Here is a 21,524-nt window from a genome sequence, read left to right on the forward strand (position 1 = left end):
TTTTTATCGATCCCGTCCCTCTCAATCCAGGAGTTGCACCATGAGCACCTATGACGTCGTGATTCTGGGCGCCGGCCCCGGCGGTTACAACGCAGCGATCCGCGCCGGGCAGTTGGGCTTGAAAGCGGCGTGCGTGGAAGGCCGCGCCACCCTCGGCGGGACCTGCCTGAACGTCGGTTGCATGCCGTCCAAGGCATTACTGCATGCCTCCGAGCTCTACGACGCGGCCATGGGGGCGGAATTCGCCAACCTCGGGATCGAGGTCAAACCAGTGCTCAACCTGGCTCAGATGATGAAACAGAAGGATGAAAGCGTCACAGGGCTGACCAAGGGCGTCGAGTTTCTGTTTCGCAAAAACAAGGTCGACTGGATCAAGGGGTGGGGCCACATCGACGGGCCGGGCAGCGTCACGGTGACCGACAATCAGGGTGGCAAGACCCGGCTGAACGCCAAAGACATCATCATCGCCACCGGTTCCGAGCCCACTCCCCTGCCGGGCGTGGACATCGACAACCGACGCATCCTCGACTCCACGGGCGCGCTGTCGCTGACTGAAGTACCGAAGCACCTGGTGGTGATCGGTGCCGGGGTGATCGGCCTGGAGCTGGGCTCGGTATGGCGGCGCCTGGGCGCTCAGGTGACAGTCGTCGAATTTCTCGACCGAATCTGCCCGGGTGTGGATGCTGAAGCCGGTAAAACCCTTCAGCGCTCATTGAGCAAGCAAGGCATCAGCTTCAAGTTGAGCTCGAAAGTCACCAGCGCCACCCCATCAGCGAGCGGTGTTCAGCTCAGCGTCGAACCGGCAGCAGGTGGCACCGCCGAGTTGCTGGAAGCCGACTACGTGTTGGTGGCTATTGGTCGTCGTCCTTACACCCAAGGCCTGGGGCTGGAGAACGTCGGCCTCGCCACCGACAAACGCGGCATGCTCGCCAACAAGGGCCACCGCACTGAGGCTGCGGGGGTCTGGGTGATCGGTGACGTCACCTCAGGGCCGATGCTCGCCCACAAGGCCGAAGACGAAGCCATGGCCTGCATCGAGCAGATCGTCGGCAAGGCTGGCGAGGTCAATTACGAGCTGATCCCCAACGTGATCTACACCAAACCGGAGCTGGCCAGCGTCGGCAAGACCGAAGAACAGCTGAAAGCCGAAGGTCGCGCCTACAAGGTCGGCAAATTCCCCTTCACCGCCAACAGCCGGGCGAAGATCAACCACGAAACCGAAGGCTTCGCCAAGGTACTGGCCGATGAACGCACCGACGAAGTTCTCGGCGTGCATCTTGTGGGCCCGAGTGTCAGCGAAATGATCGGCGAATATTGCGTGGCCATGGAGTTCAGCGCCTCGGCCGAAGACATCGCCCTGACCTGCCACCCACACCCGACCCGCTCCGAGGCCTTGCGCCAGGCGGCGATGAATGTGGAGGGGATGGCGACGCAGATTTAGAAAGACCAAAGATCAAAGACCAAGATCAAAAGATCGCAGCCTTCGGCAGCTCCTACGCGCCTGTGGGCGCTGCGATCTTTTCGCTTTTTCAGCCAGGCAAATGCCCTAACGGCAGCGCCCCCGGCGTCTTCACCGTGTGAATTGCAAAGTTGCTGCGGATATCGCTCACGCCAGGCAATTTCAGCAATCGCCCTGTAAGGAAACGGTCATAGGCGCGCAAATCCGGCACCACCACTTGCAGTAGAAAGTCCGACTCCCCTGACACCAGAAACGCAGAAATCACCTCAGGCAATGCCGTCACGGCCAGGCGAAACGCTTCGGCTTGTTCATCGTTATGCCGTTCGACCTTGACCCCGACAAACACCGTCAGCCCAAGTCCCACTTCATCTCGATCGAGGTTGGCCTGATAACCGCGAATCACGCCCGCCTCTTCCAGCATCCGGACCCGACGCAAACAGGGCGAGGCCGACAAGCCGATCTCATCGGCCAGTTGCACGTTGCTCAGGCGTCCATCCCGTTGCAGCGCCGCGAGGATTTTGCGGTCGTAGGCGTCCAGTTTCATGGTTTGGCAGATCCTGATGGTTAGATCATCACAAGCTGGCAGGTTATGCCAAATATCGAAGTTATAGAAGCTGACTACGCAACCACCTGCTCTGCCCCTCGGCCGTAGACTGACCGCACCAAATCGACAACGAATGGGGTGCAACATGACAGAACTCTGGCTGTTTTTCGTGGCGCTGGCAGTGGTCTACCTGTTGCCCGGCCCGGACATGATTCTGCTGTTGCAGACCGGTGCGCGTCAGGGCAAAGGCGCGGCGCTGGCCACGGCGTTGGGGCTGGGCGTGGCGCGCGGTTGTCATGTGGCATTGGCGGCGTTGGGTTTGGCGACGCTGTTCAAGACTGCGCCCTGGACCTTCGACGTGGTGCGCCTGGCTGGCGCCGCGTACCTGTTGTGGATCGGCATTCAATGCCTGCGCACCACAATGCTGCCGAGCTTGAACGGTGCAGACGCAACGACCGATAAACCACGGTGGCCGGAGGCGATCCAGCGCGGTTTGCTGACCAACCTGCTCAACCCCAAGGCGCTGCTGTTTTGCTCGGTGCTGCTGCCGCAGTTCATCAACCCTCAAGCCGGGCCGGTGCTCGCGCAATTTGCGACGCTAGGCATGATGCTGGTCGGCGTCGGGTTGCTGTTCGACAGCGCCTACGCGCTGGTCGGCGCTGCGCTGGGCCGTTGGCTGCAACGCAGTCCGTCGGCCCAGCGGGTACAGCAGTGGTTGTTTGGCAGCCTGTTGATTGGTTTTGCAGTGCGGCTGACCTTTGTTCAACAAGCCTGATGACTATCGTGCATTGCGCCGGCGTCGGTTGATCAACACCAGCGCAATCGCGGTAAACACCACCACGCTGCCCATCTGCAGCCACTTTTTATATGGTCGCAATGCCGAGCGGACCGGGCTCAGCACCTGAGTAACGTAACGCTTATCTGCATTCTGGAAATCCGGATAAGGACATCGGTGACCGAAGTTCACCGCCCAATCCACGTACGGCCCTTCCTTCACATAGCGTTGATAGAAGGCGCTTTCTTCTTCAAGGCTGGTGTTCCACCCTGCCGCCGCACACAACACCGCCGCAAAAGCCTGGCTGGTATGCGGCAAATTATCGGCAGCGCGGCTGGCCAACGCCGTGGCGACATAACGATAGTGGTAACGCTGATCGGGCTGTGCAGCGCTGGCCTGCTGACGTTTTACTTCATCTTCAGCCACTAATGGTCCCACCTTGAGCTCGCTGCTCTCAAGGCTGTAATTACCGCCGAACGTGGCGTAATCCGGCGCCATTTCGTAGCCGAGAATTTCCATCCCCCACTCGCGCGTCAGCCAACCCGCGTTAAATAGAGCAGCAGCACGCTTGGTCGGCCACCAGGCAGCGTCCGCCTCCTGACGCAATTGCCCATACGCCTTGGCCTTGTTCTGCAAATCGACGTTGTCGAAGTAAGCCGGAGCCTCATCGTAGCGCTCTTCACGCAACAAACGCCGCCCGAGCAGATTGCGCAGGTTCGCGGCCACCGACAACGGCACATAATTGTCGCGATCCTGCTGGCTGAGCGGTGGCGGTGCCGGCACCTGGGTGTCGACGTACTGCTTGAGTTCATCGAGGGTCAGCACCCGCTCAGCCACGGTGGCCGCGTCGAACCAGTAGATGCCCTGGCTGCGATAGAGCTGATCGAAGGCCTGCAGGTAATCCCCGCGTTGCAGGGCCAGGATCGCGCTTTCACCCTCGACCCGGCACTTGGGCTGGAGCGTTTCGTTATCCCAGTCGGGCGTCCGCCGCGCGCCCCAGGATTCGTTCTGCGGGAAGGCCTGGGCGGCCTTTGCATAGGCCGCCACGGCGGCGTTCTTATCACCATCACGCACCGCCAGCTTCGCCCGCAACCACCACGCGAGGCCGCCGTCACCGGCCTGTTCGAGGAAGGCTTTGGCGCTGGCGTAATCGCCCTGTTGATAATTCATCGCCGCCAGGCGATCTGCGTTATCCAGACTGCCACGGGTGCTGCTTTGCAGCAGTTTGATCAGTTTCTGTTCGTTCGGCGGTTGATCACCGAATGACCAGCCCAGTCGACTGATCAACGACGCCGTCACCAGTTGCTGCACCGTTTTGCCCTTGAGCAACCCGGCCAGTTGCTCGTCGGGCATCGCCGCCAGATCGGCCATCAACAGCTTCAGCGAGGTGTAGCCCACCGCCGAACCGTGAAGGTTCTGCGTGGCGTAGAGTTGGATCGCGTTGTCCCAGTCGCCCGCGGTGCGGGCCGCTCGCGCTTCTTCACCGAGGCTGGCGACACCCAGTTCCAACGGGTCGCTGAAGCCGTCGATGCTCAGTTGACGGGTCTGCTCGAAGACCTTGCGGGACTGAGCCAACAGGTCAGGGGGCGCGCCTGCTTCTGAACTCATGGCAAACAGCGCCCGGCCCAACGAGTACGCCGCCCAGGTGCTACGCAACGGGCGTTGTTCCGCCGGCAGCGCCAGCACTTTCTGGAAGTAGTCGGCGGCCAGACCATGGTCACCGGCGTTGAACGCCACGGCGCCAGCCAGATAGAGCCTGTGCTCGGGCGGCAGGTTCGCGCCTTGCTCTTCAACCTGACGGGCATCGGTCAGGCTGCGCAGTTGTTTCACCAGCGCTTGCTGCTCAGGCGTCAGACCGGCCTGTTCGGCGGTGTCGCGCTGACGAGTGTAATCGGGCGCATCGCCGTAACCGTCCCCCGGAATGTTGGTGGCGGCGGTGACATTTTTCAGTCCCGCGATGGCATGCCCCAGACGGTTGATCTCAAGGTTGAAGTTGCCTTCCGGCAGTTCCGCCAGCGACTGGCCACGGTTGTCCAGCAGGCGCATGGGAAAGTCCGGCCCGCAGGCCAGCGCCGAACCCAACGGCAGGCTGAGGCTCAGGCAAAGCACATGGCGGGGCCAGTTACGGGTGAACATTCGAACCTCCTTGATCAATGTGTGCGCAGCGTGCCCAACCGATGGCGCGCTGCCCGCCGGCCGGGATTCGACCGTCACGCAAGCGGGTGAAGGTAAGCAGATCCGGGCGCTGTTGCAACGCATAACCGGCCAGCGCATCGGCGCCCTCACAGCCCTGCACCGCCAGCGTCAAGCGTTCGGGCCAGGCGCTGTCGAGGTTGCCTTGGTTGCTGAGGCTGATGTCGTAGAGGCCGTCCTGCGCCGAGAGTTTCAGCCCCACACGACTGTCGAGCGTATCGCCGCGCGCCACAGCACCCAGCGTCGTCAGGCTCCAGGCCCTGCGATCATTGGCCAGGGGCAGGCGAAACCAGATCAGCCCGGCCAGATGGGCCGGTGGATCGGCGCGCAACTCGGCGCCGAGCTTGCTCAGTTGCTGCGGGTCCGCCAGCAACTCCCGACGTTCGCCGCCTCGCTCGATGGGCACTTCGCTTTCCACGACCGGCGCGCCCCCGGCCCCCGGCAACAGCGCCACGCCATACGCCGGAAGCGCCAGATAAAACGGTTTCGATGTGTTGCGGCTCCAGGCCCTGGCCCACTGCCGTGCCTGATCCGGGTCGAACAGTCCACGCCGCGGATAGCTCACCGCGTGCACCTGCAACACGCTGCTGTCGACCGTTGCCAGCAACGCCGGCAATTCAGAACTGTCGAGCCAGGCCGGCAACGCGGTGATGCTCAGTGGCAAGGACGCCGGCAGAACGCCACGCAAGTGAGTGAGGAAATCGCGGTAGGCCGGTAGCCGGGCGTTGCCCGCATCGTGGTCGATTTCCACGCCGGAGAGGGTCAGCCCCTGCCCTTGCCAATCGCTGAGTACCTGCTGGATCTGCGCAGTGACCTCGTCCCGATCCAGCCCGCTGAGCTGGCCGTCCAGACGAACCACCGCAATCAGCGGTCGGCCATCACCCTTGAGCAGCGCCGGATCAATCCGTGCCCGGCTCCAGCCAGACTGTGGAAATGCCTGCAAGGCCAGCACGCGCAAGGTCGAGAAATCGGTGCGGCTGTCGCGCAGCGCGGCTTCATGGGCCGGCGTCCATTGCCGTTGCCAGATATAGAGTTGCTGATCGAGCGGCGGCGCGTCCGGTTGCTCGCAACCGTTGAGCAACAGCAATGCACCAAGTAAGGCCGACAGGCGAATGAAAAACACAATGAACCCCTCATCCTCTGTGGCGAGGGAGCTTGCTCCCGCTCGACTGCGCAGCAGTCGCAAAATGCACCCAATGTGGTGTGTCTGATGATATGAAGGGGCTGCTTCGCAGCCCAGCGGGAGCAAGCTCCCTCGCCACAATTGATCGGTTACGAATTCCCGGCAGCCTACTCAGCTATCGGCTTACGGGCAATGATCACCTGACTTTTCGCCACGACCGCGTCCAGCGCCTGTTTGATCTGCACGCCCCGTGGCGAGGACAGAACGGCTTGCCAGGTGTCGGCCCAATGATTGAGCAGCGGATGGTCGGCGTTGCTGAAATCGACCTTGGCTTCCCAGAACAACAGCATCCACATCGACCAATAGAACCCGTACTGGCTGTGGCTGATGATTTCCAGGCCGGCGTCGCTCACCATCGCCTTGAATTGCTCCTCGCTGATGATGCGAATGTGATTGGGCTTCTGGAAATACTCCGGCGCGGCGATGTCTTTTTGCAGGTCTTCAGAACTCGGGTGTGGAACGCTGAGCAAATACAGCGCTCCAGGCTTGCCGACCCGCACCAGTTCGGCGAGGAACTGCGCCGGATCGTCGACGTGTTCGATCACTTCGGTGGACACCACCCGGGTCGCGGTCGCGTCGGCAATCGGCAATGGGTTGCAGTCGGTGACGTGGCACTCGACGCCCCGCGCCGGCGTGTCGCTCAGGCGCTGACGAGTCGCTTCGACCTTGGCCGCGTCAATGTCGGCGATGATGATCTTCGCCCCGCGCATACCGCAGAAATGCACGTTGCCCCCGTCGCCGCAGCCCACATCCAGCAGCGTGTCCTCGGGGCTGACCGGGAAACCGCTGAACAGCTCGCCGGTTTGCTGGTTGAACCAGCCACTGAGCATCGCATCGTGCAGGCCGAGCATGTACGGGTCGACCTTGTCCGAGGCAGAGGGTGCTGGCGGCTGCGGCTGCGCGGCAGCTGGAGCAGGCGTGCCCGCCGTGAGTTTCTTCAAAAGGCTCAGCATGAGGTGACTCCAGAGGATGGAAGAGCTGATCGGGACGCACGCAAGCGTTGCACCAGACGGGCACCCTGGTTGCGCATGGGCAGCTCGATGAATCGATAGTTGAGTTCGCTCAGCAGCACGATCAGGGTTATGGCACACAACAACGCCAATGCCGGCTGCATTGCCACGTCCTGCGAACCGCCGGGCGCGAAACGAAACCAGCCTTCGCGCACGGCAAAAAACGCCGGGATGTGAATCAGGTAGATGCCATAGGACCGGGCGCCCAACCACACCAGTAGTTGTTTAAGCTTGCCCTTGGGCAGCAGGTAATCGCGATTGTAGGAAGCGATCCACACCAGCACCGCGCACAGCAAGGCAAGTGCTCCCGTCCGGTAACTCGCCAGATTGAACGGTGGACTCGCCATCACGCTCAACACCGCCGCCAAACCGATCAGCATCAACGGGCCTGCCCAACGACGGCTCAACAACCGCGGCTCCCAAACCAGATAACTCGGCCTTGAACTCCACATCGCCAGCAACACGCCCAGTGCGAGGGCGTCGGTCCTGATGCTCATCAACAAGGCCGAGCGCCAGGTAAACAGCTGCACGGCGACCAAGGCCAGCAACACCCACACCAACCGTTTGCGACAGACGAGAATCAGTAGCGGCAGCAACAGGTAGAACTGCTCTTCAAGGGACAGGCTCCAGTACACGAAACTGGCGCCGTATTCGAAGCGCATGAAGCTTTCGGCGAAGCGGAAATTGGCAAACTGCAGAAAGCCCGCCAGCGTCGCCTGCAAATTGGCCTGCACCGTGCCAAAGGCACCCGAATGGTTAAACAACAACGCACCCGACAACATCAGTAGCAGCCACAACCAGGCGGACGGCAACAGACGAAAGGCCCGGCGTATCCAGAAGTCGCGGGTTTCCTGCCAGAACGCCTGCGGTGTCTGGCATCCGCGCAACTGCGGAATCAGGCCACGGGCGATCACAAACCCCGAGATCACGAAAAACAGGTCCACGCCCCACCAGAATTGCCCGTAGTCCATGCCCGACTCGAAGCCCGGCAGCCCTCCCGGAAACGGCACGCTTTGCAGGTGATGCACCAGCACGCCGAGCACGGCGACTCCGCGCAACAACTCGATGTCGAGAATCCGTCGACTACTCATGGCGCGGTCCCGGCCGTTGAGCCGGTCGTCAGCGGTTTGCGCGCAATGATCACCTGGCTCTTGGGCATGAGCTGATCGAGCAGCTGCTTGATCGCCAGGCCGTCAGGTCGCGCCAACAGGTCTTGCCAGGTTTTCGCCCAGCTCTCCATCAGCGGCGGATACGGCGTTTGAATCCGGTCACGCACTGCGCCGCCCAGGTCGCGCCCGGCCGCGCGCTCGCTGGCCCAGAAGAAGATCATGCCTATCACCCAGAAAAACCCGCTGGCCTGCCGATGTTCGATCACCAGACCGGCGTCCTCCACCAGGGCGGCGAAGCGTTCCGGGGTAAAGATCTGTACATGATTGGGCGACTGGAAATAACTGGCCGGGGCGATGCCCTGCTGCAAATGCTCGCCCACCGGCGCCGGCACGCTGAGCAGATACTGCGCCCCTGGACGGCCCATGCGCACCAGCTCGGCCATGAACGGCTCGGGCTGGTCGATGTGTTCGAGCACTTCCATGCACACGACTTTGCTCGCGCAACCATCGGCCAGCGGCAACGGCAAGCTATTGCTGACCAGCCCCAGGTTTGGCTTGTCCGTCTGCGCGTCCACTTGCCTGGCCAGGTCACGAACCTTGTCGTGTTCACTGTCGGTAAAAATCACCGAGGCGCCCTGACGCACCGCAAACAGCGTCGCAACGCCCTCACCGCAACCGACATCCAGCAAGGTGTCGTGCGCCGTGATCGCAAAGCCCTTGAGCAATTCACCGCTGTCGCCGCAAAACCAGCCGTCGAGTATGGCGTCGTGCAAGCCGACATCCCGCGGCGATACGCTGCCGACCGGTGCAGGCAGCGGTGCTGGCGCCGGTAGCGATGCCGGCCACAGTCGTGCGAGCAAGCGCCGGATCATGCGCCCGAGGCTTCCACGGGCAACGTCCTGGCACGTTGTAACCGTTGTTCGAAAAACGTCAGCAGACGCTGTTCGGTGCTGGCCTGGCTGCAGAACCGCTCCAGGTTACGGACCGCATGAGCCGACATCCTGGCGTAGCGTTCGACATCGGTTTTTGCCACGTCATAACTGGCGCGATAAGCCGTACATAACGAATCCCAATCCGTCACGTAACGCAGTGTGCGATAGGCCGCCCGGGGATCGTGGGGCCAGGCCGTCAGCTCGTCAGTGGAATGGACGATGAATGAATTGTCGCTGTCGACATAGTCGGCCATTGCCGTGTTCAGCGGCGCGATCGCCGGTTTACCGCAGGACATGAACTCCATCAGCGGCAGGCACTGTCCCTCGCCAAATGAACTGTTAACCACGTAACTGGTGGCCTGAACCAGCCCTTCGTAATCGACATCGGCCAGATAGCCGTGGATCAGCACGATCCGGCACAGGTAGGACTGGTTCTTGTAGAGATGGTGCAGCATGTCGTTCAGCGCGTTCGCGATGTCATGGTGCGTGAGTTTCAACACCAGGGTTGCATCGGGGGTGTCGCGGAATGTGGTGCAGAACGCGCTGATCATGTCCTGCCAGTTCTTGCGCCCGTCGTAGGGGTTGAACACCGAGGTGTAAACCACGCCTTCAAGCAGCAACTGGCAATCGCGCGGCGGCCCGGCGAACGAGATCGGTGTCCCTTCGCACAACGCCGGCGGTCCATAGGGACGCAAATCCGTAGTGCGGCTATCGATCAACAGGCCACGCAGGTTCAGCCACACCGGTTCCACCACCGGGCGCTTGGTCAGGTGCTCGCCGCGTGCGGCAAAGCGGTCCCACACCGGCGCAGGAATGGCACAGATCGGATAATCGGCGCCCATCACGTCGCGCACCGCTTTTACCGTGAAGCTCGAGTGGGTAATCGCCATGCCGGACGCGCCCAACACCACGCGCCAGTCGTGACGGGGTTCGCCCTGCCAGCTTTCGGTGGGGATGGTACTGAACTCCCAGGCGAACACCGGGATGGTCGGGCACGCGTAATGAACCGGCGTGCGGTGCGGCGGCGAGAACGACAGGAAGATGCAGTCCTCGCCACGACTCAAGCAGTCGAAATACAAGCGATCGACCAACTCGTCAGGGTTGCTGACTTCAATGACTTGACCCAGTCGCTCCAGCACCGGGCGGAACTCCTTGAGGACGAAGTAGTAGCTGTACTCGGGCCGTCCCAGGTTCTGCTGGATATTGCTCTTGTTGGTTTCCGAATGAATGATGATCAGCATGATGCAGTCCCCGCCTCGGCTGCCTGCGGCGTGGTTCCGCTGCTCGGCGCCTTCCCGAGAAATTGCGCCAGGTGCTGCTGCACCGGCGCAAAGCTGCAGTAATCGCGCATGCGCTCATTCGCGGCCGTGGCCATCGCCTGATAAGCCTGCGGGCGGTTTTTGGCCATGGCGTAGCTGTCCTCATAGGCGGCTTTCAACGAGCCCCAGTCTGGTCGATGGCGCAGGGTGCGATAGAGGATGCGTGCGTCTTGTGGCCAGATCGTCGGCTCATGGCTGGACTTGACGACGAATGCCACCCGCTCATCGATATAGTCGCGCATCGCCGTGTGGTTCGGCGCAATCACCGGTCGGGCGCAGGCCATGAATTCCATCAATGGCAGGCACAAGCCTTCGCAGCGGGACGCGTTGACGTAGAAACTCGCCGCGCCGTAAAGCCTGGCGAACTCCTCGTCCTGCAGATAGCCGTGCATGACCACGACTCGGCAGGCGAAGGGCGAAAGCTGCGACAGCAAGGTGATCATTTCGACGTAATAGATCGACAGGTCGTTCTGAGTCATCTTCACCACCAGCGTGGCGTCTTCGGCATCACGCAGGGCCCAGCAGAACGCAGTGATCAGATGGTGCCAGTTTTTGCGGCCGTCGTCGGGGTTGAACACGCTCACGTACACCACGCCGCTGACCTCGATTTCAACCCGTTCGCGGGTATCGGGCAGACAGGCTTGCGGGTGCTCGGCCGACGCCAGCGCTTCGCTCTCGGTTGTCGCCAGCGGCAATGGTTCCGGCAATGGCGGTGGCGAGCGAAACCGGGCCAACTGCGGGCGGGCGGCATCGGGCACCAGATCACGAACAGCTTCGCGATACCACATCAGCAGGTTGTGCTTGAGCAAAAACAGCGGTCGGTGCTCAGTGTTGGTCGCCAGGGCTCTGTAGCCTTCGCGCAGGTAATGTTTGGTAATGAACCCACGCCGCCGCAAGGTCAGCGGAGGTGGCGCTACGGGTTCTGGCTCAGGCGCTTCGACGCTCAGGTTACGGGTTTCCAGCTCCTGCTCGTTGAGCAACGGCGCGATCAAACCATCGGCCGACAACCCCAGGGAACGGCTGTCGATGATGCAGCCCTTGATCTGCAACGTGGTGCCCGGGTTTACCGGCGTACTCGGATACTGCTGACGCACATCAGCGAAGCGTTCCCACAACGGCGTGGGCAGCACCAGCACCGGGAAGTCTTCACCCAGGGTGCGACGGATGGCCTGGGCGGTGTGGCTGGACAAGGTAATCACCTGACCATGACGTGCCAGGGTCTGGCTCCAGTCATGCCGCGGATCGTTGTCCCAGTGCTCGGCCGGGATCGAGTCAAATTCCCAGGCAACGACGCACACCATCGGGCATTGCAAATCGGTTGGGGTTTTATGCGGCGGCGAGAACGAGAGGAACAGGCTTTCCTGACCCGCCTGTTGCAACTGTCGATACAGCGGATCGACTTCGGCGGCCGACGACACCACATGCACCCGCCCCAAGCTTTCGAGCACTGGTCGATAAGCCTTGAGCACGAAGTAGTAGCTGTATTCGGGACGACCGAGGCTCTGGCTGATGGAGCTGTCGTTGACGTCCGAGTAAAGAATGAAATTCATGGCATCCCACGATGAAACCGCCATCCCGGCAGCCCCACTCTATGACGGCAAAGCCACGGATCGAGTCGGCGTTTGCCGGTCGTCGTCCATCGTCTTCTGCCCGTCTATGTTCTTGTTTTAATGGTCAGCTTCGCGGGTTCTCGGAACAACCCGGGCGAACGCTGGATAATCGTGACGAGGGGCATTCTAAACACATCCATCAAGGGTTCGTGAACCGTCCGGCGAGAATAAACAGGCCTGCAAAAACGAGAACTGACCAGTCACGCCGGGACCTGTTGAAATTGCTGCGCAATTGGCACAGATTGGCGACCAAACAACTACAACAATGACTTCGCCTGTCCACTTTCCGAGAAGTTTCCCGGTTTTGTCGGACAATTCTGTGGGAAATGGCAGAAGTTTAGAATTGAGGACCACTGCTTGAGAAAGCGTCTGTTCGTGACGGGTCTGAGTGGATTCGTAGGACAACACATCCAATCGCGTCTGAAGGCTGATGTCTCGGAATGGGAGCTGCTGCCTGCCCCTTCCCGCTATGACCTCGGCAACCCGGACAGCCTCGAAGGGTTGTGGCCCGAGATGCCCGACGCGGTCATTCATCTGGCCGGCCAGACCTTCGTCCCCGAAGCCTTCCGTGATCCGGCGCGCACGCTGAATATCAACCTGCTGGGCACCCTCAACCTGCTTCAAGCCCTCAAGGCCCGCGGCTTCAACGGTACGTTCCTGTACGTCAGCTCCGGTGACGTCTATGGCCAGGTCAACGAAGCCGATCTGCCCATCACCGAACTCCAGCCACCCGGCCCGCGCAATCCTTATGCCGTGAGCAAACTGTCGGCGGAATTCCTGAGCCTGCAATGGGGCCTGAGCGAGAACTGGCCGGTGCTGGTGGCCCGCCCGTTCAACCACATCGGCACCGGGCAGAAGGACAGCTTCGTCATCGCCAGCGCGGCGCGGCAGATCTGCCGGATCAAGCAAGGCCTGCAAGCGCCGCAACTGGAAGTCGGTGACATCGATGTCACCCGCGATTTCCTCGATGTGGGCGACGTGGTATCGGCCTACCTGGCGTTGCTGGAAAAAGGCACACCGGGGCAGGTCTACAACATTTGCTCGGGGCGCGAGCAAAGCATTCGCAGCTTGATTGAACAGCTGGGAGACCTCGCCCGGGTCGATATGCAACTGATTCAGGATCCGGCGCGTCTTCGTCGCGCCGATCAACGTCGCGTTTGTGGCAGCCATGCAAGGCTCGCTCAGACCACTGGATGGACGCCTGAAATCACAACACAACAATCCCTGCGGGCGATCCTGTCCGACTGGGAGAAGCGAGTAAAAGAACAATGACAAAAAGTGCACTGATCACAGGGATCACCGGCCAGGACGGCGCATATCTGGCCAAACTGTTGCTCGACAAAGGCTACAAAGTCTACGGCCTGGTAGCGCGGCGCAGCAGCGATTCGCGTTGGCGTTTGCGCGAGACGGGGATCGAGGGCGATATCGTCTATCTGGACGGCGACATGGCCGATGCCTGCTCGGTACAGCGTGCAGTGATCAAGTCGGCGCCGGACGAGGTCTATAACCTGGCCGCGCAAAGCTTTGTCGCCGCCTCCTGGGATCAACCGGTGACCACCGGCATCGTCGACGGCCTGGGCGTAACCCATCTGCTCGAAGCGATCCGCCAGTTCAGTCCGCACACCCGCTTCTATCAAGCGTCCACCAGCGAAATGTTCGGCTTGATTCAGGCCGAGCAGCAGGATGAAAACACGCCGTTTTATCCGCGCAGCCCTTACGGTGTGGCCAAGCTCTATGGCCACTGGATCACCGTCAACTACCGCGAAAGCTTCAACCTGCACGCCAGCAGCGGGATCCTGTTCAACCACGAATCACCGCTGCGCGGTATCGAGTTCGTGACCCGTAAGGTCACCGACGCTGCCGCCCGCATCAAACAGGGCAAACAGCAGGAACTGCGCCTGGGCAACATCGACGCGAAGCGTGATTGGGGGTTCGCCGGCGACTACGTCGAAGCCATGTGGCTGATGCTGCAACAGGACAAGCCTGACGATTTCGTGGTCGCCACCGGCGTGACCACCACCGTGCGCGAAATGTGCCGGATCGCTTTCGATCACATCGACCTCAACTACCGTGACTACGTGAAGATCGACCCGGCGTTCTTCCGCCCGGCCGAGGTAGAGGTGCTGCTTGGCAACCCGGCCAAGGCCCAGCGCGTTCTGGGCTGGAAACCAAAAACCGATCTGGACACCTTGATCCGCATGATGATGGATGCGGACATGAAACGCGTAGCCAAGGAGTAGGCCATGCTGATTCCCGTGATTCTCTCCGGCGGTGCCGGGACCCGTTTGTGGCCGGTGTCTCGTGAAGGTCATCCCAAGCCGTTCATGGCTTTACCCGACGGCCAGTCGCTGCTGGGCAAGACCTATCGGCGTGCGGCCGGTTTGCTCGATGGCTGGGGCGACATCGTCACGGTGACCAACCGCGACTACTACTTCCAGAGCAAGGATCACTATCAGGATGCGCGCCTGGAGCGCCATCGCGGGCATTTTCTACTCGAGCCGACGGGCCGCAATACGGCCCCGGCCATCGCGGCGGCGGCCCTTTCGCTACAAGCCCTGCACGGCGATGAAGCGATCATGGTGGTGATGCCTGCCGACCATCTGATTCTCAACGAAGACGCCCTGAAGAGCGCGGTCGAGCACGCCGTGGCGCTGGCCAGGACCGGTCATCTGGTGACCTTCGGTGTCGTGCCGACAGCCCCGGAAACCGGTTTCGGCTACATCGAAACCGGTGCGCCGCTGGACGATAAAGGCGCGGCCAAGGTGCAGCGCTTCGTCGAAAAACCCGACCTGCAAACCGCCACGCATTATCTGGAGAGCGGTAACTTCCTGTGGAATTCGGGGATGTTCTGCTTCTCGGTGGCCACGCTGCTGGCCGAGTTGCACCTTCATGCACCCCGGCTGCTTGAACAGGCGCGTGCCTGCATGGCGGCCAGTGCACCGGTGGAAACCGGCGGTTGCCTGCAGCAGGAACTGTCGCCCATGCATTTCGCCGAGATCACCGACATCTCCATCGACTACGCCTTGATGGAACACTCCGACAAAGTGGTCGTGGTGCCGGCCGGTTTCGACTGGAGCGACATCGGTTCCTGGGGCGCCGTGGCGGCATTGGTGCCGGCCGACGCACAGAACAATCGCGCCAGCGGCGATGCGATCTTCATCGACAGCCACGACAACTTCATCCAGAGCGAAGACCGGCTGGTCGCGGCAGTGGGTGTGGATAACCTGATCATCATCGACACCGCCGATGCAGTGCTGGTCGCCCACGCCGACCGCGCCCAGGACGTACGCCGGGTGGCCCGGCAGCTCAAGGACGAAAAGCACGAAGCCTATCGCCTGCACCGTACGGTCAGCCGCCCCTGGGGCACCTATACCGTGCTCGAGGAAGGACCGCGCTTCAAGATCAAACGCATCGTGGTCAAACCCGGCGCCAAGTTGTCGCTGCAGATGCACCATCACCGCAATGAACACTGGGTGGTGGTCGAAGGCATGGCCAAGGTCACCAACAACGGCTCCGGTACGCACCTGGTGGCCAAGAACGAATCGACGTTCATTGCCGCCGGGCACAAGCACCGCCTGGAAAACCCCGGCGTGATCGACCTGGTGATCATTGAAGTGCAAAGCGGCGAATACCTTGGGGAGGACGATATCGTCCGCTTCGAAGACCAATACGGCAGGACGGTTTGAATGCTACTTAATCTGTACCGCTCGCTGCGCAATTACCGCGGATTCATCCTCGGTAGCGTCAAGCGAGAGTTTCAGGCGCGTTATCGCAATTCACTGTTCGGCGCCCTGTGGACCGTGCTCAACCCGCTGTCGATGATCGTCGTGTACACGGTGATCTTCTCCCAGATCATGCGCGCCCGCTTGCCGGGCGTGGACGATGGCCTGGCCTACAGCGTTTACCTGTGCGCCGGCCTGCTGACCTGGGGCCTGTTTTCGGAAATCACCACACGCAGCCAGAGCATGTTTCTGGAGAATGCCAACCTGCTGAAGAAAATCAGCTTCCCGCGCATCTGCCTGCCGGTGATCGCCCTGCTCAATGCCGGCATCAACTTCGCAATCATTCTGGGGTTGTTCTTCGGTTTTCTGCTGATCAGCGGGCGGTTGCCCGGCATGGCCTTGCTGGCGCTGGTGCCGCTACTGATCCTGCAAGTGATCTTCGCCGCCGGCCTGGGGATGATCCTCGGCATTCTCAACGTGTTCTTTCGTGATGTCGGACAGCTGTTCGGCATCTGCCTGCAATTCTGGTTCTGGCTGACGCCGATCGTTTATCCGATCTCGATCCTGCCGCCGGGCATCCAGCACCTGATCGGGCTCAACCCGATGACCGCCCTGATGAACAGCTACCAGAACGTCTTCCTCTACAACCAATGGCCGGACTGGAACTCACTGATCCCGTTGATCGTGATCGGGCTGTTGTTCTGCGTCATGGCGCTGCGACTGTTCCGTCAGCGTGTCGGTGAAATGGTGGACGAGCTCTGATGGGACATATACGCGTCAGTGGCCTGGGCAAGGCCTACAAACAGTATCCGAATCGCTGGAGCCGGCTGTTCGAATGGCTGGTACCGTTTTCCGGAACCCACCACCACCTGCACTGGATCCTGCAAGGTGTCGATTTTGAGATCAAACCCGGTGAAGCCGTAGGCATCGTCGGCGTCAACGGCGCGGGCAAAAGCACACTGCTGAAGATGATCACCGGCACCACCCAGCCAACCTGCGGACAGATTCAACTGGAAGGTCGAGTGGCCGCGTTGCTCGAACTGGGCATGGGTTTTCACCCGGACTTTACCGGACGACAGAACGCCTTTATGGCCGGCCAGTTGCTGGGGATGCAGGTAGAAGAAATCGAAGCATTGATGCCGGAAATCGAAAGCTTTGCCGAAATCGGCGACGCCATCGATCACCCGGTGCGCACCTATTCCAGCGGCATGCAGATGCGCCTGGCGTTCAGCGTCGCCACCGCGCGGCGCCCGGACATTCTGATCGTCGACGAAGCACTGTCGGTGGGCGACGCCTATTTCCAGCACAAAAGCTTCGATCGCATCCGCAACTTCCGCAAGGCCGGCACTACCCTGCTGATCGTCTCCCATGACCGCTCGGCCATTCAGTCGATCTGCGACACCGCCATTCTGCTGGAAGGCGGGCGCATGGCCATGCGTGGCAAACCCGAAGAAGTCATGGACTACTACAACGCCATGCTCGCCCAGCGCGAAGGCCAGACGGTGCGCCAGGAGATGCTCGCCAACGGTCAGGTGCAAACCATTTCCGGTACCGGTGAGGCCGGGATTCTCAGCGTGCGCCTGCTCGACGCGCAGGGGCGCTGCGTCGAAGTGGCGGAGGTTGGCCAGCCGATGGTGCTGGAAGTACAGACCGAAGTCCGTAAGGACATCGAACGACTGATTCTGGGCTTCATGATCAAAGATCGTCTGGGCCAGGCGATTTATGGCATCAACACCCATCGCCTGGACAAACCCGTCACCGATCTGAGTGCCGGTGAGCGTGTCACCTTCCGCTTCGCCTTCGACATGCGCCTGGGCAAAGGCAATTATTCGGTCGCCTTGAGCCTGTCGCGCCTGGACTCGCACCTGGATCGCAATTTCGAATGGCGCGACTACGGCCTGGTCTTCCATGTGATCAACAATCGCCAGGAAGACTTCGTCGGCTGCTCGTGGCTGGAGGCGCAGACCACCATCACCCGCTCCAGCGAAAACAGTGTGCACACAGCTGACCCGGAAGTGTCCCGATGAGCCGATTATTGGTGGAATGCACCTACGTCTTCGAACATCCAAACGCCAACTCAGGCATACAACGTGTCGTACGCAACGTCATTCAACAACTGCCCACGGCCGACGCAAAGCGCGAGTGCATCCCGGTCGTAATGATCAATGGCAGCCTCTATCAGGTGAAGAGCCTGGCGCCGTTGAAGTCACCGACACTCAATCTGATGAGCCTGCGCGTGAAGCTGGAACAGTGGGCCAATACGTTCTGGCTGCGTCACCGCACACTGGAACGGCGTCGCCCCTTCAGCCAGTCGCATTTCGCCCGACGGGTGCTGTATGTCGGTTGTCGCCTTGGTGCGTTTGCGTGCTTCAGCCTGCCGATGCGCCTGCTTGATCGGGCACTCAAGGGTAAGCAAATCCCCGAACGCTGCGTGCCGTTGCAGCATCGGGCCGGCGATCAGCTGGTTTTGCTCGATTCGTCCTGGCACGCCAACTTTTTCCCCTTGGCCGAACAACTCAAGCGTGACGGGGTCGGCATCGTTTCGGTGATTTATGACCTGATCCCGCTGACCCACCCGCAATTTTGCGACGCCGGGCTGGTCAAGGTGTTCAACGACTGGTTCGACTGGATCGCCCGCACGGCCGACGGTTATGTGGCGATCTCCACCACCATCCGCGATCAGGTGCGTCAGGAAATGCTGCGCCGGATCGGTCCGCAACAGGTCCAGCAGCGCTGGTTCGACTATTTCCACCTCGGTTCCGAACTGGACTTGAGCGATGCCCGATCCGAGGTCGATCGAGGCTTGTTGCAGATGTTCAAGACGCCGGAACCGGTGTTCCTGATGGTCAGCACCATCGAGCCACGCAAAAACCATGCGTACCTGCTCGACGCCTTCGAGCGCGCCTGGGCCGTTGGGTCCAAGGCCAGGTTATGCATTGCCGGGAAGATTGGCTGGAAGTGTGACGCGCTGATTGAACGTATCCGACAACATCCCGAGCTGAACCAGCGTTTATTCATGTTCAACACGCTCTCGGACAGGAGCCTTGAACACGCCTACTCCCACGCCACCGCGCTGGTGTTCCCATCCTACGTCGAAGGGTTCGGGCTGCCGCTGGTGGAAGCCATGCAGCGCGGTTTACCGGCGATGGGCAGCGATATTCCGGTCTTCCGGGAAATCGGTGGCGACTACATGGCGTATTTTGATCTGGCGGACCCACAGAGCCTGGCCAATCTGGTGACCGACACGGAACGCTCTGGCGTGTTTCCGGCGCCACTGAGCCTTGAGCAATGGCGCTGGCTGAGCTGGCGCGAGGCAAGTGCGCAATTGGTGCAACGGATCGAGCGCAACCTGAACAGCCCGGAGTCGGTGCCTGAGAGTCAACATGCGAATTGCCCTTAACGCCCGCATCCTCCAGGCCCCACGCACCGGCATCGGCCATTACGTTGCCGAACTGGTGAGCGCCCTGGCCAGTGAACCGGATGTCGAGTTGTCGCTGTTCCATGGCTGGGGCTGGAGTTCTTCGCTACCCGATGCGGCCATGCCGGGCTACTCACGACTGACGCCGTTGCTGCGGCAGATACCCGGTGCGTATCAGGCACGACGCTGGCTGGCGCAGAAACGTTTCGATCAGGGCCGCTCCCGGGCAATCGACCTGTATCACGAACCCAGTCTGTGGCCGCTGTCGTTCGACGGCCCGACGGTCATCACCCTGCATGACCTGACGCACCTGCACTACCCCGAGACGCAACCACCGGCACGCCTGCGAGAAATCGAGCGGCGACTGGCCGAGGGCGTGCAACAGGCGCGACTTATTCTCACCGATTCGCAATACATCGCCGACGAGGCTCAGGCTTATTTCGCTCTGCCGGCCGAGCGTTTTGTGGTCGCACCGTTGGGCGTGGCTGCACGTTTCCACCCACGTGCACCCGAGGCCATCGACCCAGTGCTCAAGGCCCATGGGGTCGAGGCGCGGGAATACTTCCTTTGCGTCGGCACCCTGGAGCCACGCAAGAACCTCACTCTGGCCCTGCGCGCCCACGCCCAACTGCCGGAAGCATTGCGTCAGCGCTTTCCGCTGCTGATCGTCGGCATGGCCGGTTGGCAGCGCGAGCAATTCAACGAGGAGCTACACCAGGCATTGGCCAGCGGTCATGTGTGTTTGCTCGGTTATCTGCCCGACGAGCAGGTCGCACAGCTGCTGGCCGGTGCTCGGGCGCTGATTTTTCCGTCGCTCTATGAAGGCTTCGGCCTACCCGTGCTGGAAGCCATGGCCAGCGGCACGCCGGTGATCCTGACCCGACGCTCGGCCATGCCCGAGGTCGCAGGCATGGCGGGCAACTATATTGAACCTGACGATCCAGACGGCTTGCGTGATGCGATGCACCGTCTGATCGACGATCAAGCGCATTGGCAGGCATGCTCGGATGCCGGGTTGCAGCAGGCAAGGATTTTTTCCTGGGAGCGTTGCGCGAAGGTCACCGCCCGCGCCTACCGCCAGGCCATGGGAGGTTGAATGCGAGTTCTTCATTTCTTCAAGACGTACCTGCCAGACTCGGTCGGGGGGATCGAGCAAGTGATCTTCCAGTTGTGCGAAAGCGGCGCCCAGCATGGCATTGAAGGCCAGGTGCTGACGCTCAGTGCCGATCCGACGCCGCCCGTGGTGCAACTGGGGCAGCACGAGGTGCATCGGGCCAAACTCGACATTCAGTTCGCCTCCACGGGGTTTTCCTACAGTGTCTTCAAACAGTTTCGTGAAATGGCTGCCGAGGCGGACGTGGTCAATTACCACTTCCCGTGGCCGTTCATGGACCTGGTGCATTTCCTCAGCGGCATGAACAAGCCGAGCGTAGTGACCTACCACTCGGACATCATTCGCCAGAAACACCTGCTCAAACTTTACCGGCCACTGATGAACCGCTTTCTCGCAAGCGCCGACCGAATCGTCGCCGCGTCCCCCAACTACCTGCACACCAGTGATGTGTTGCAGCAGTTTCAGGACAAGACCCGGGTCATCCCCTATGGCCTGAACAAGGCCGGTTATCCACAGGCCGATAGCGAACGCATGGCCCGTTGGCGGCAAACGCTTGGGGATAAGTTTTTCCTGTTTGTGGGCGTGATGCGCTATTACAAAGGCCTGCACATCCTGCTCGACGCCTTGAAAGACGTGGATTACCCGGTGGTCATCGTCGGTGCCGGGCCGCTGGAAACCGAACTGCACGCCCAGGCGGCGGCGCTGGGTTTACGCAATATCCACTTTCTCGGGCGTCTGGGGGACGAAGACAAGGTCGCGCTGCTGCAACTGAGTTACGCCATCGTGTTTCCATCGCACCTGCGCTCCGAAGCGTTCGGCATCTCGCTGCTCGAAGGCGCGATGTACGGCAAACCGATGATCTCCAGCGAAATCGGCACCGGCACCAGCTACATCAACATCCACAACGAAACCGGGCTGGTGGTGCCGCCGAGTCATCCACAGGCATTTCGTGAAGCCATGCGCACCCTGTGGGAAAACCCGACGCTTGCGGCGCAAATGGGGGTTAAAGCGGAAGCCCGTTATCGGCAGTTGTTCACGGCTGACGAAATGGGCCACAAGTGGACGCAGTTGTATCAGGATCTGCTGGAAGAGAAATCCCTGTCCTACGCCTAAACCTGCGGAACCGGGCTTTTGTG

At 61.1% G+C, this 21,524-nt stretch carries 18 protein-coding genes; 10 read left to right on the forward strand and 8 right to left on the reverse strand.

The genetic code is table 11. The features are described from left to right. The first annotated feature begins 40 nt into the window (after positions 1–40). Positions 41–1,441 (forward strand): dihydrolipoyl dehydrogenase, encoded by a 1,401-nt coding sequence (gene lpdA / locus AC1RO5_RS06140; RefSeq protein ID WP_493173597.1) that lies wholly within the window; start codon positions 41–43, stop codon positions 1,439–1,441. 88 nt (positions 1,442–1,529) lie between these two features. Here lpdA and AC1RO5_RS06145 read toward each other — a convergent pair whose 3' ends face one another. Beyond that, a complete protein-coding gene (locus AC1RO5_RS06145; protein ID WP_007934374.1) occupies positions 1,530–2,003 on the reverse strand; it encodes an Lrp/AsnC family transcriptional regulator in 474 nt (157 codons plus the stop codon). Between the two features lie 145 nt (positions 2,004–2,148). Here AC1RO5_RS06145 and AC1RO5_RS06150 point away from each other — a divergent pair, with 145 nt between their 5' ends. Continuing rightward, positions 2,149–2,778: a LysE family translocator gene (locus AC1RO5_RS06150; RefSeq protein ID WP_493173600.1), complete on the forward strand. Its 630-nt coding sequence runs from the start codon at positions 2,149–2,151 to the stop codon at positions 2,776–2,778. 3 nt (positions 2,779–2,781) lie between these two features. On the opposite strand, the gene AC1RO5_RS06155 is transcribed toward AC1RO5_RS06150, so the two are convergent. The 7 genes from AC1RO5_RS06155 to AC1RO5_RS06185 all read right to left on the reverse strand — a co-directional run bounded on the left by AC1RO5_RS06155 (position 2,782) and on the right by AC1RO5_RS06185 (position 12,074). After that, positions 2,782–4,914, reverse strand: coding sequence for a hypothetical protein (locus tag AC1RO5_RS06155; RefSeq protein WP_493173602.1), 2,133 nt, complete (start codon positions 4,912–4,914; stop codon positions 2,782–2,784). After that, complete coding sequence (locus tag AC1RO5_RS06160) at positions 4,901–6,097, reverse strand: DUF3142 domain-containing protein (RefSeq protein ID WP_493173846.1); 1,197 nt, start codon at positions 6,095–6,097, stop codon at positions 4,901–4,903. Before AC1RO5_RS06160 ends, AC1RO5_RS06155 begins: the two co-directional genes overlap by 14 nt. 164 nt (positions 6,098–6,261) lie before the next feature. Further along, positions 6,262–7,107, reverse strand: a complete 846-nt coding sequence (locus tag AC1RO5_RS06165; protein WP_493173604.1) for a class I SAM-dependent methyltransferase — start codon at positions 7,105–7,107, stop codon at positions 6,262–6,264. After that, positions 7,101–8,255 carry an acyltransferase family protein gene (locus AC1RO5_RS06170; RefSeq protein WP_493173606.1) on the reverse strand — a complete coding sequence of 385 codons (1,155 nt, stop codon included), beginning with the start codon at positions 8,253–8,255 and terminating at the stop codon, positions 7,101–7,103. Before AC1RO5_RS06170 ends, AC1RO5_RS06165 begins: the two co-directional genes overlap by 7 nt. Then, positions 8,252–9,145: a class I SAM-dependent methyltransferase gene (locus AC1RO5_RS06175; protein WP_493173608.1), complete on the reverse strand. Its 894-nt coding sequence runs from the start codon at positions 9,143–9,145 to the stop codon at positions 8,252–8,254. The genes AC1RO5_RS06170 and AC1RO5_RS06175 overlap by 4 nt, the downstream gene beginning before the upstream one ends. Further along, on the reverse strand, positions 9,142–10,446 hold the full coding sequence (locus AC1RO5_RS06180; protein ID WP_493173610.1) for a glycosyltransferase: 1,305 nt from the start codon (positions 10,444–10,446) through the stop codon (positions 9,142–9,144). The genes AC1RO5_RS06175 and AC1RO5_RS06180 overlap by 4 nt, the downstream gene beginning before the upstream one ends. Beyond that, positions 10,440–12,074, reverse strand: coding sequence for a glycosyltransferase (locus tag AC1RO5_RS06185; protein WP_493173612.1), 1,635 nt, complete (start codon positions 12,072–12,074; stop codon positions 10,440–10,442). The genes AC1RO5_RS06180 and AC1RO5_RS06185 overlap by 7 nt, the downstream gene beginning before the upstream one ends. Before the next feature lie 417 nt (positions 12,075–12,491). Here AC1RO5_RS06185 and AC1RO5_RS06190 point away from each other — a divergent pair, with 417 nt between their 5' ends. From AC1RO5_RS06190 to AC1RO5_RS06225, 8 genes are read left to right on the forward strand one after another with little or no spacing between them, the layout of a single operon-like run. Further along, positions 12,492–13,406: a GDP-mannose 4,6-dehydratase gene (locus tag AC1RO5_RS06190; RefSeq protein ID WP_493173614.1), complete on the forward strand. Its 915-nt coding sequence runs from the start codon at positions 12,492–12,494 to the stop codon at positions 13,404–13,406. Continuing rightward, entirely contained in the window at positions 13,403–14,374 is a 972-nt protein-coding gene (gene gmd / locus AC1RO5_RS06195) for a GDP-mannose 4,6-dehydratase (RefSeq protein ID WP_493173616.1), read from the forward strand. The genes AC1RO5_RS06190 and gmd overlap by 4 nt, the downstream gene beginning before the upstream one ends. Positions 14,375–14,377: 3 nt before the next feature. Continuing rightward, the gene (locus AC1RO5_RS06200; RefSeq protein ID WP_493173618.1) at positions 14,378–15,820 is read left to right on the forward strand and encodes a mannose-1-phosphate guanylyltransferase/mannose-6-phosphate isomerase; all 1,443 of its coding nucleotides are present in this window, start codon (positions 14,378–14,380) and stop codon (positions 15,818–15,820) included. After that, positions 15,821–16,618: an ABC transporter permease gene (locus AC1RO5_RS06205; RefSeq protein WP_493173620.1), complete on the forward strand. Its 798-nt coding sequence runs from the start codon at positions 15,821–15,823 to the stop codon at positions 16,616–16,618. It begins immediately after the preceding gene. Continuing rightward, entirely contained in the window at positions 16,618–17,883 is a 1,266-nt protein-coding gene (locus AC1RO5_RS06210) for an ABC transporter ATP-binding protein (protein ID WP_493173622.1), read from the forward strand. The genes AC1RO5_RS06205 and AC1RO5_RS06210 overlap by 1 nt, the downstream gene beginning before the upstream one ends. Further along, positions 17,880–19,256: a glycosyltransferase family 4 protein gene (locus tag AC1RO5_RS06215; RefSeq protein ID WP_493173624.1), complete on the forward strand. Its 1,377-nt coding sequence runs from the start codon at positions 17,880–17,882 to the stop codon at positions 19,254–19,256. The genes AC1RO5_RS06210 and AC1RO5_RS06215 overlap by 4 nt, the downstream gene beginning before the upstream one ends. Next, the gene (locus tag AC1RO5_RS06220) at positions 19,240–20,370 is read left to right on the forward strand and encodes a glycosyltransferase family 4 protein (RefSeq protein ID WP_493173626.1); all 1,131 of its coding nucleotides are present in this window, start codon (positions 19,240–19,242) and stop codon (positions 20,368–20,370) included. The genes AC1RO5_RS06215 and AC1RO5_RS06220 overlap by 17 nt, the downstream gene beginning before the upstream one ends. Beyond that, the gene (locus AC1RO5_RS06225; protein ID WP_493173628.1) at positions 20,371–21,501 is read left to right on the forward strand and encodes a glycosyltransferase family 4 protein; all 1,131 of its coding nucleotides are present in this window, start codon (positions 20,371–20,373) and stop codon (positions 21,499–21,501) included. Positions 21,502–21,524: the final 23 nt, after the last annotated feature.

This window comes from Pseudomonas sp. GW822-FHT02G04 (genome assembly GCF_058802085.1).

Bases quoted from the DNA above. Each gene is read 5' to 3' on its own strand.
- lpdA (WP_493173597.1), top strand. From the start codon at position 41: ATGAGCACCTATGACGTCGTGATTCTGGGCGCCGGCCCCGGCGGTTAC.
- AC1RO5_RS06145 (WP_007934374.1), bottom strand. From the start codon at position 2,003: ATGAAACTGGACGCCTACGACCGCAAAATCCTCGCGGCGCTGCAACGG.
- AC1RO5_RS06150 (WP_493173600.1), top strand. From the start codon at position 2,149: ATGACAGAACTCTGGCTGTTTTTCGTGGCGCTGGCAGTGGTCTACCTG.
- AC1RO5_RS06155 (WP_493173602.1), bottom strand. From the start codon at position 4,914: ATGTTCACCCGTAACTGGCCCCGCCATGTGCTTTGCCTGAGCCTCAGC.
- AC1RO5_RS06165 (WP_493173604.1), bottom strand. From the start codon at position 7,107: ATGCTGAGCCTTTTGAAGAAACTCACGGCGGGCACGCCTGCTCCAGCT.
- AC1RO5_RS06170 (WP_493173606.1), bottom strand. From the start codon at position 8,255: ATGAGTAGTCGACGGATTCTCGACATCGAGTTGTTGCGCGGAGTCGCC.
- AC1RO5_RS06175 (WP_493173608.1), bottom strand. From the start codon at position 9,145: ATGATCCGGCGCTTGCTCGCACGACTGTGGCCGGCATCGCTACCGGCG.
- AC1RO5_RS06180 (WP_493173610.1), bottom strand. From the start codon at position 10,446: ATGCTGATCATCATTCATTCGGAAACCAACAAGAGCAATATCCAGCAG.
- AC1RO5_RS06185 (WP_493173612.1), bottom strand. From the start codon at position 12,074: ATGAATTTCATTCTTTACTCGGACGTCAACGACAGCTCCATCAGCCAG.
- gmd (WP_493173616.1), top strand. From the start codon at position 13,403: ATGACAAAAAGTGCACTGATCACAGGGATCACCGGCCAGGACGGCGCA.
- AC1RO5_RS06200 (WP_493173618.1), top strand. From the start codon at position 14,378: ATGCTGATTCCCGTGATTCTCTCCGGCGGTGCCGGGACCCGTTTGTGG.
- AC1RO5_RS06205 (WP_493173620.1), top strand. From the start codon at position 15,821: ATGCTACTTAATCTGTACCGCTCGCTGCGCAATTACCGCGGATTCATC.
- AC1RO5_RS06210 (WP_493173622.1), top strand. From the start codon at position 16,618: ATGGGACATATACGCGTCAGTGGCCTGGGCAAGGCCTACAAACAGTAT.
- AC1RO5_RS06215 (WP_493173624.1), top strand. From the start codon at position 17,880: ATGAGCCGATTATTGGTGGAATGCACCTACGTCTTCGAACATCCAAAC.
- AC1RO5_RS06220 (WP_493173626.1), top strand. From the start codon at position 19,240: ATGCGAATTGCCCTTAACGCCCGCATCCTCCAGGCCCCACGCACCGGC.
- AC1RO5_RS06225 (WP_493173628.1), top strand. From the start codon at position 20,371: ATGCGAGTTCTTCATTTCTTCAAGACGTACCTGCCAGACTCGGTCGGG.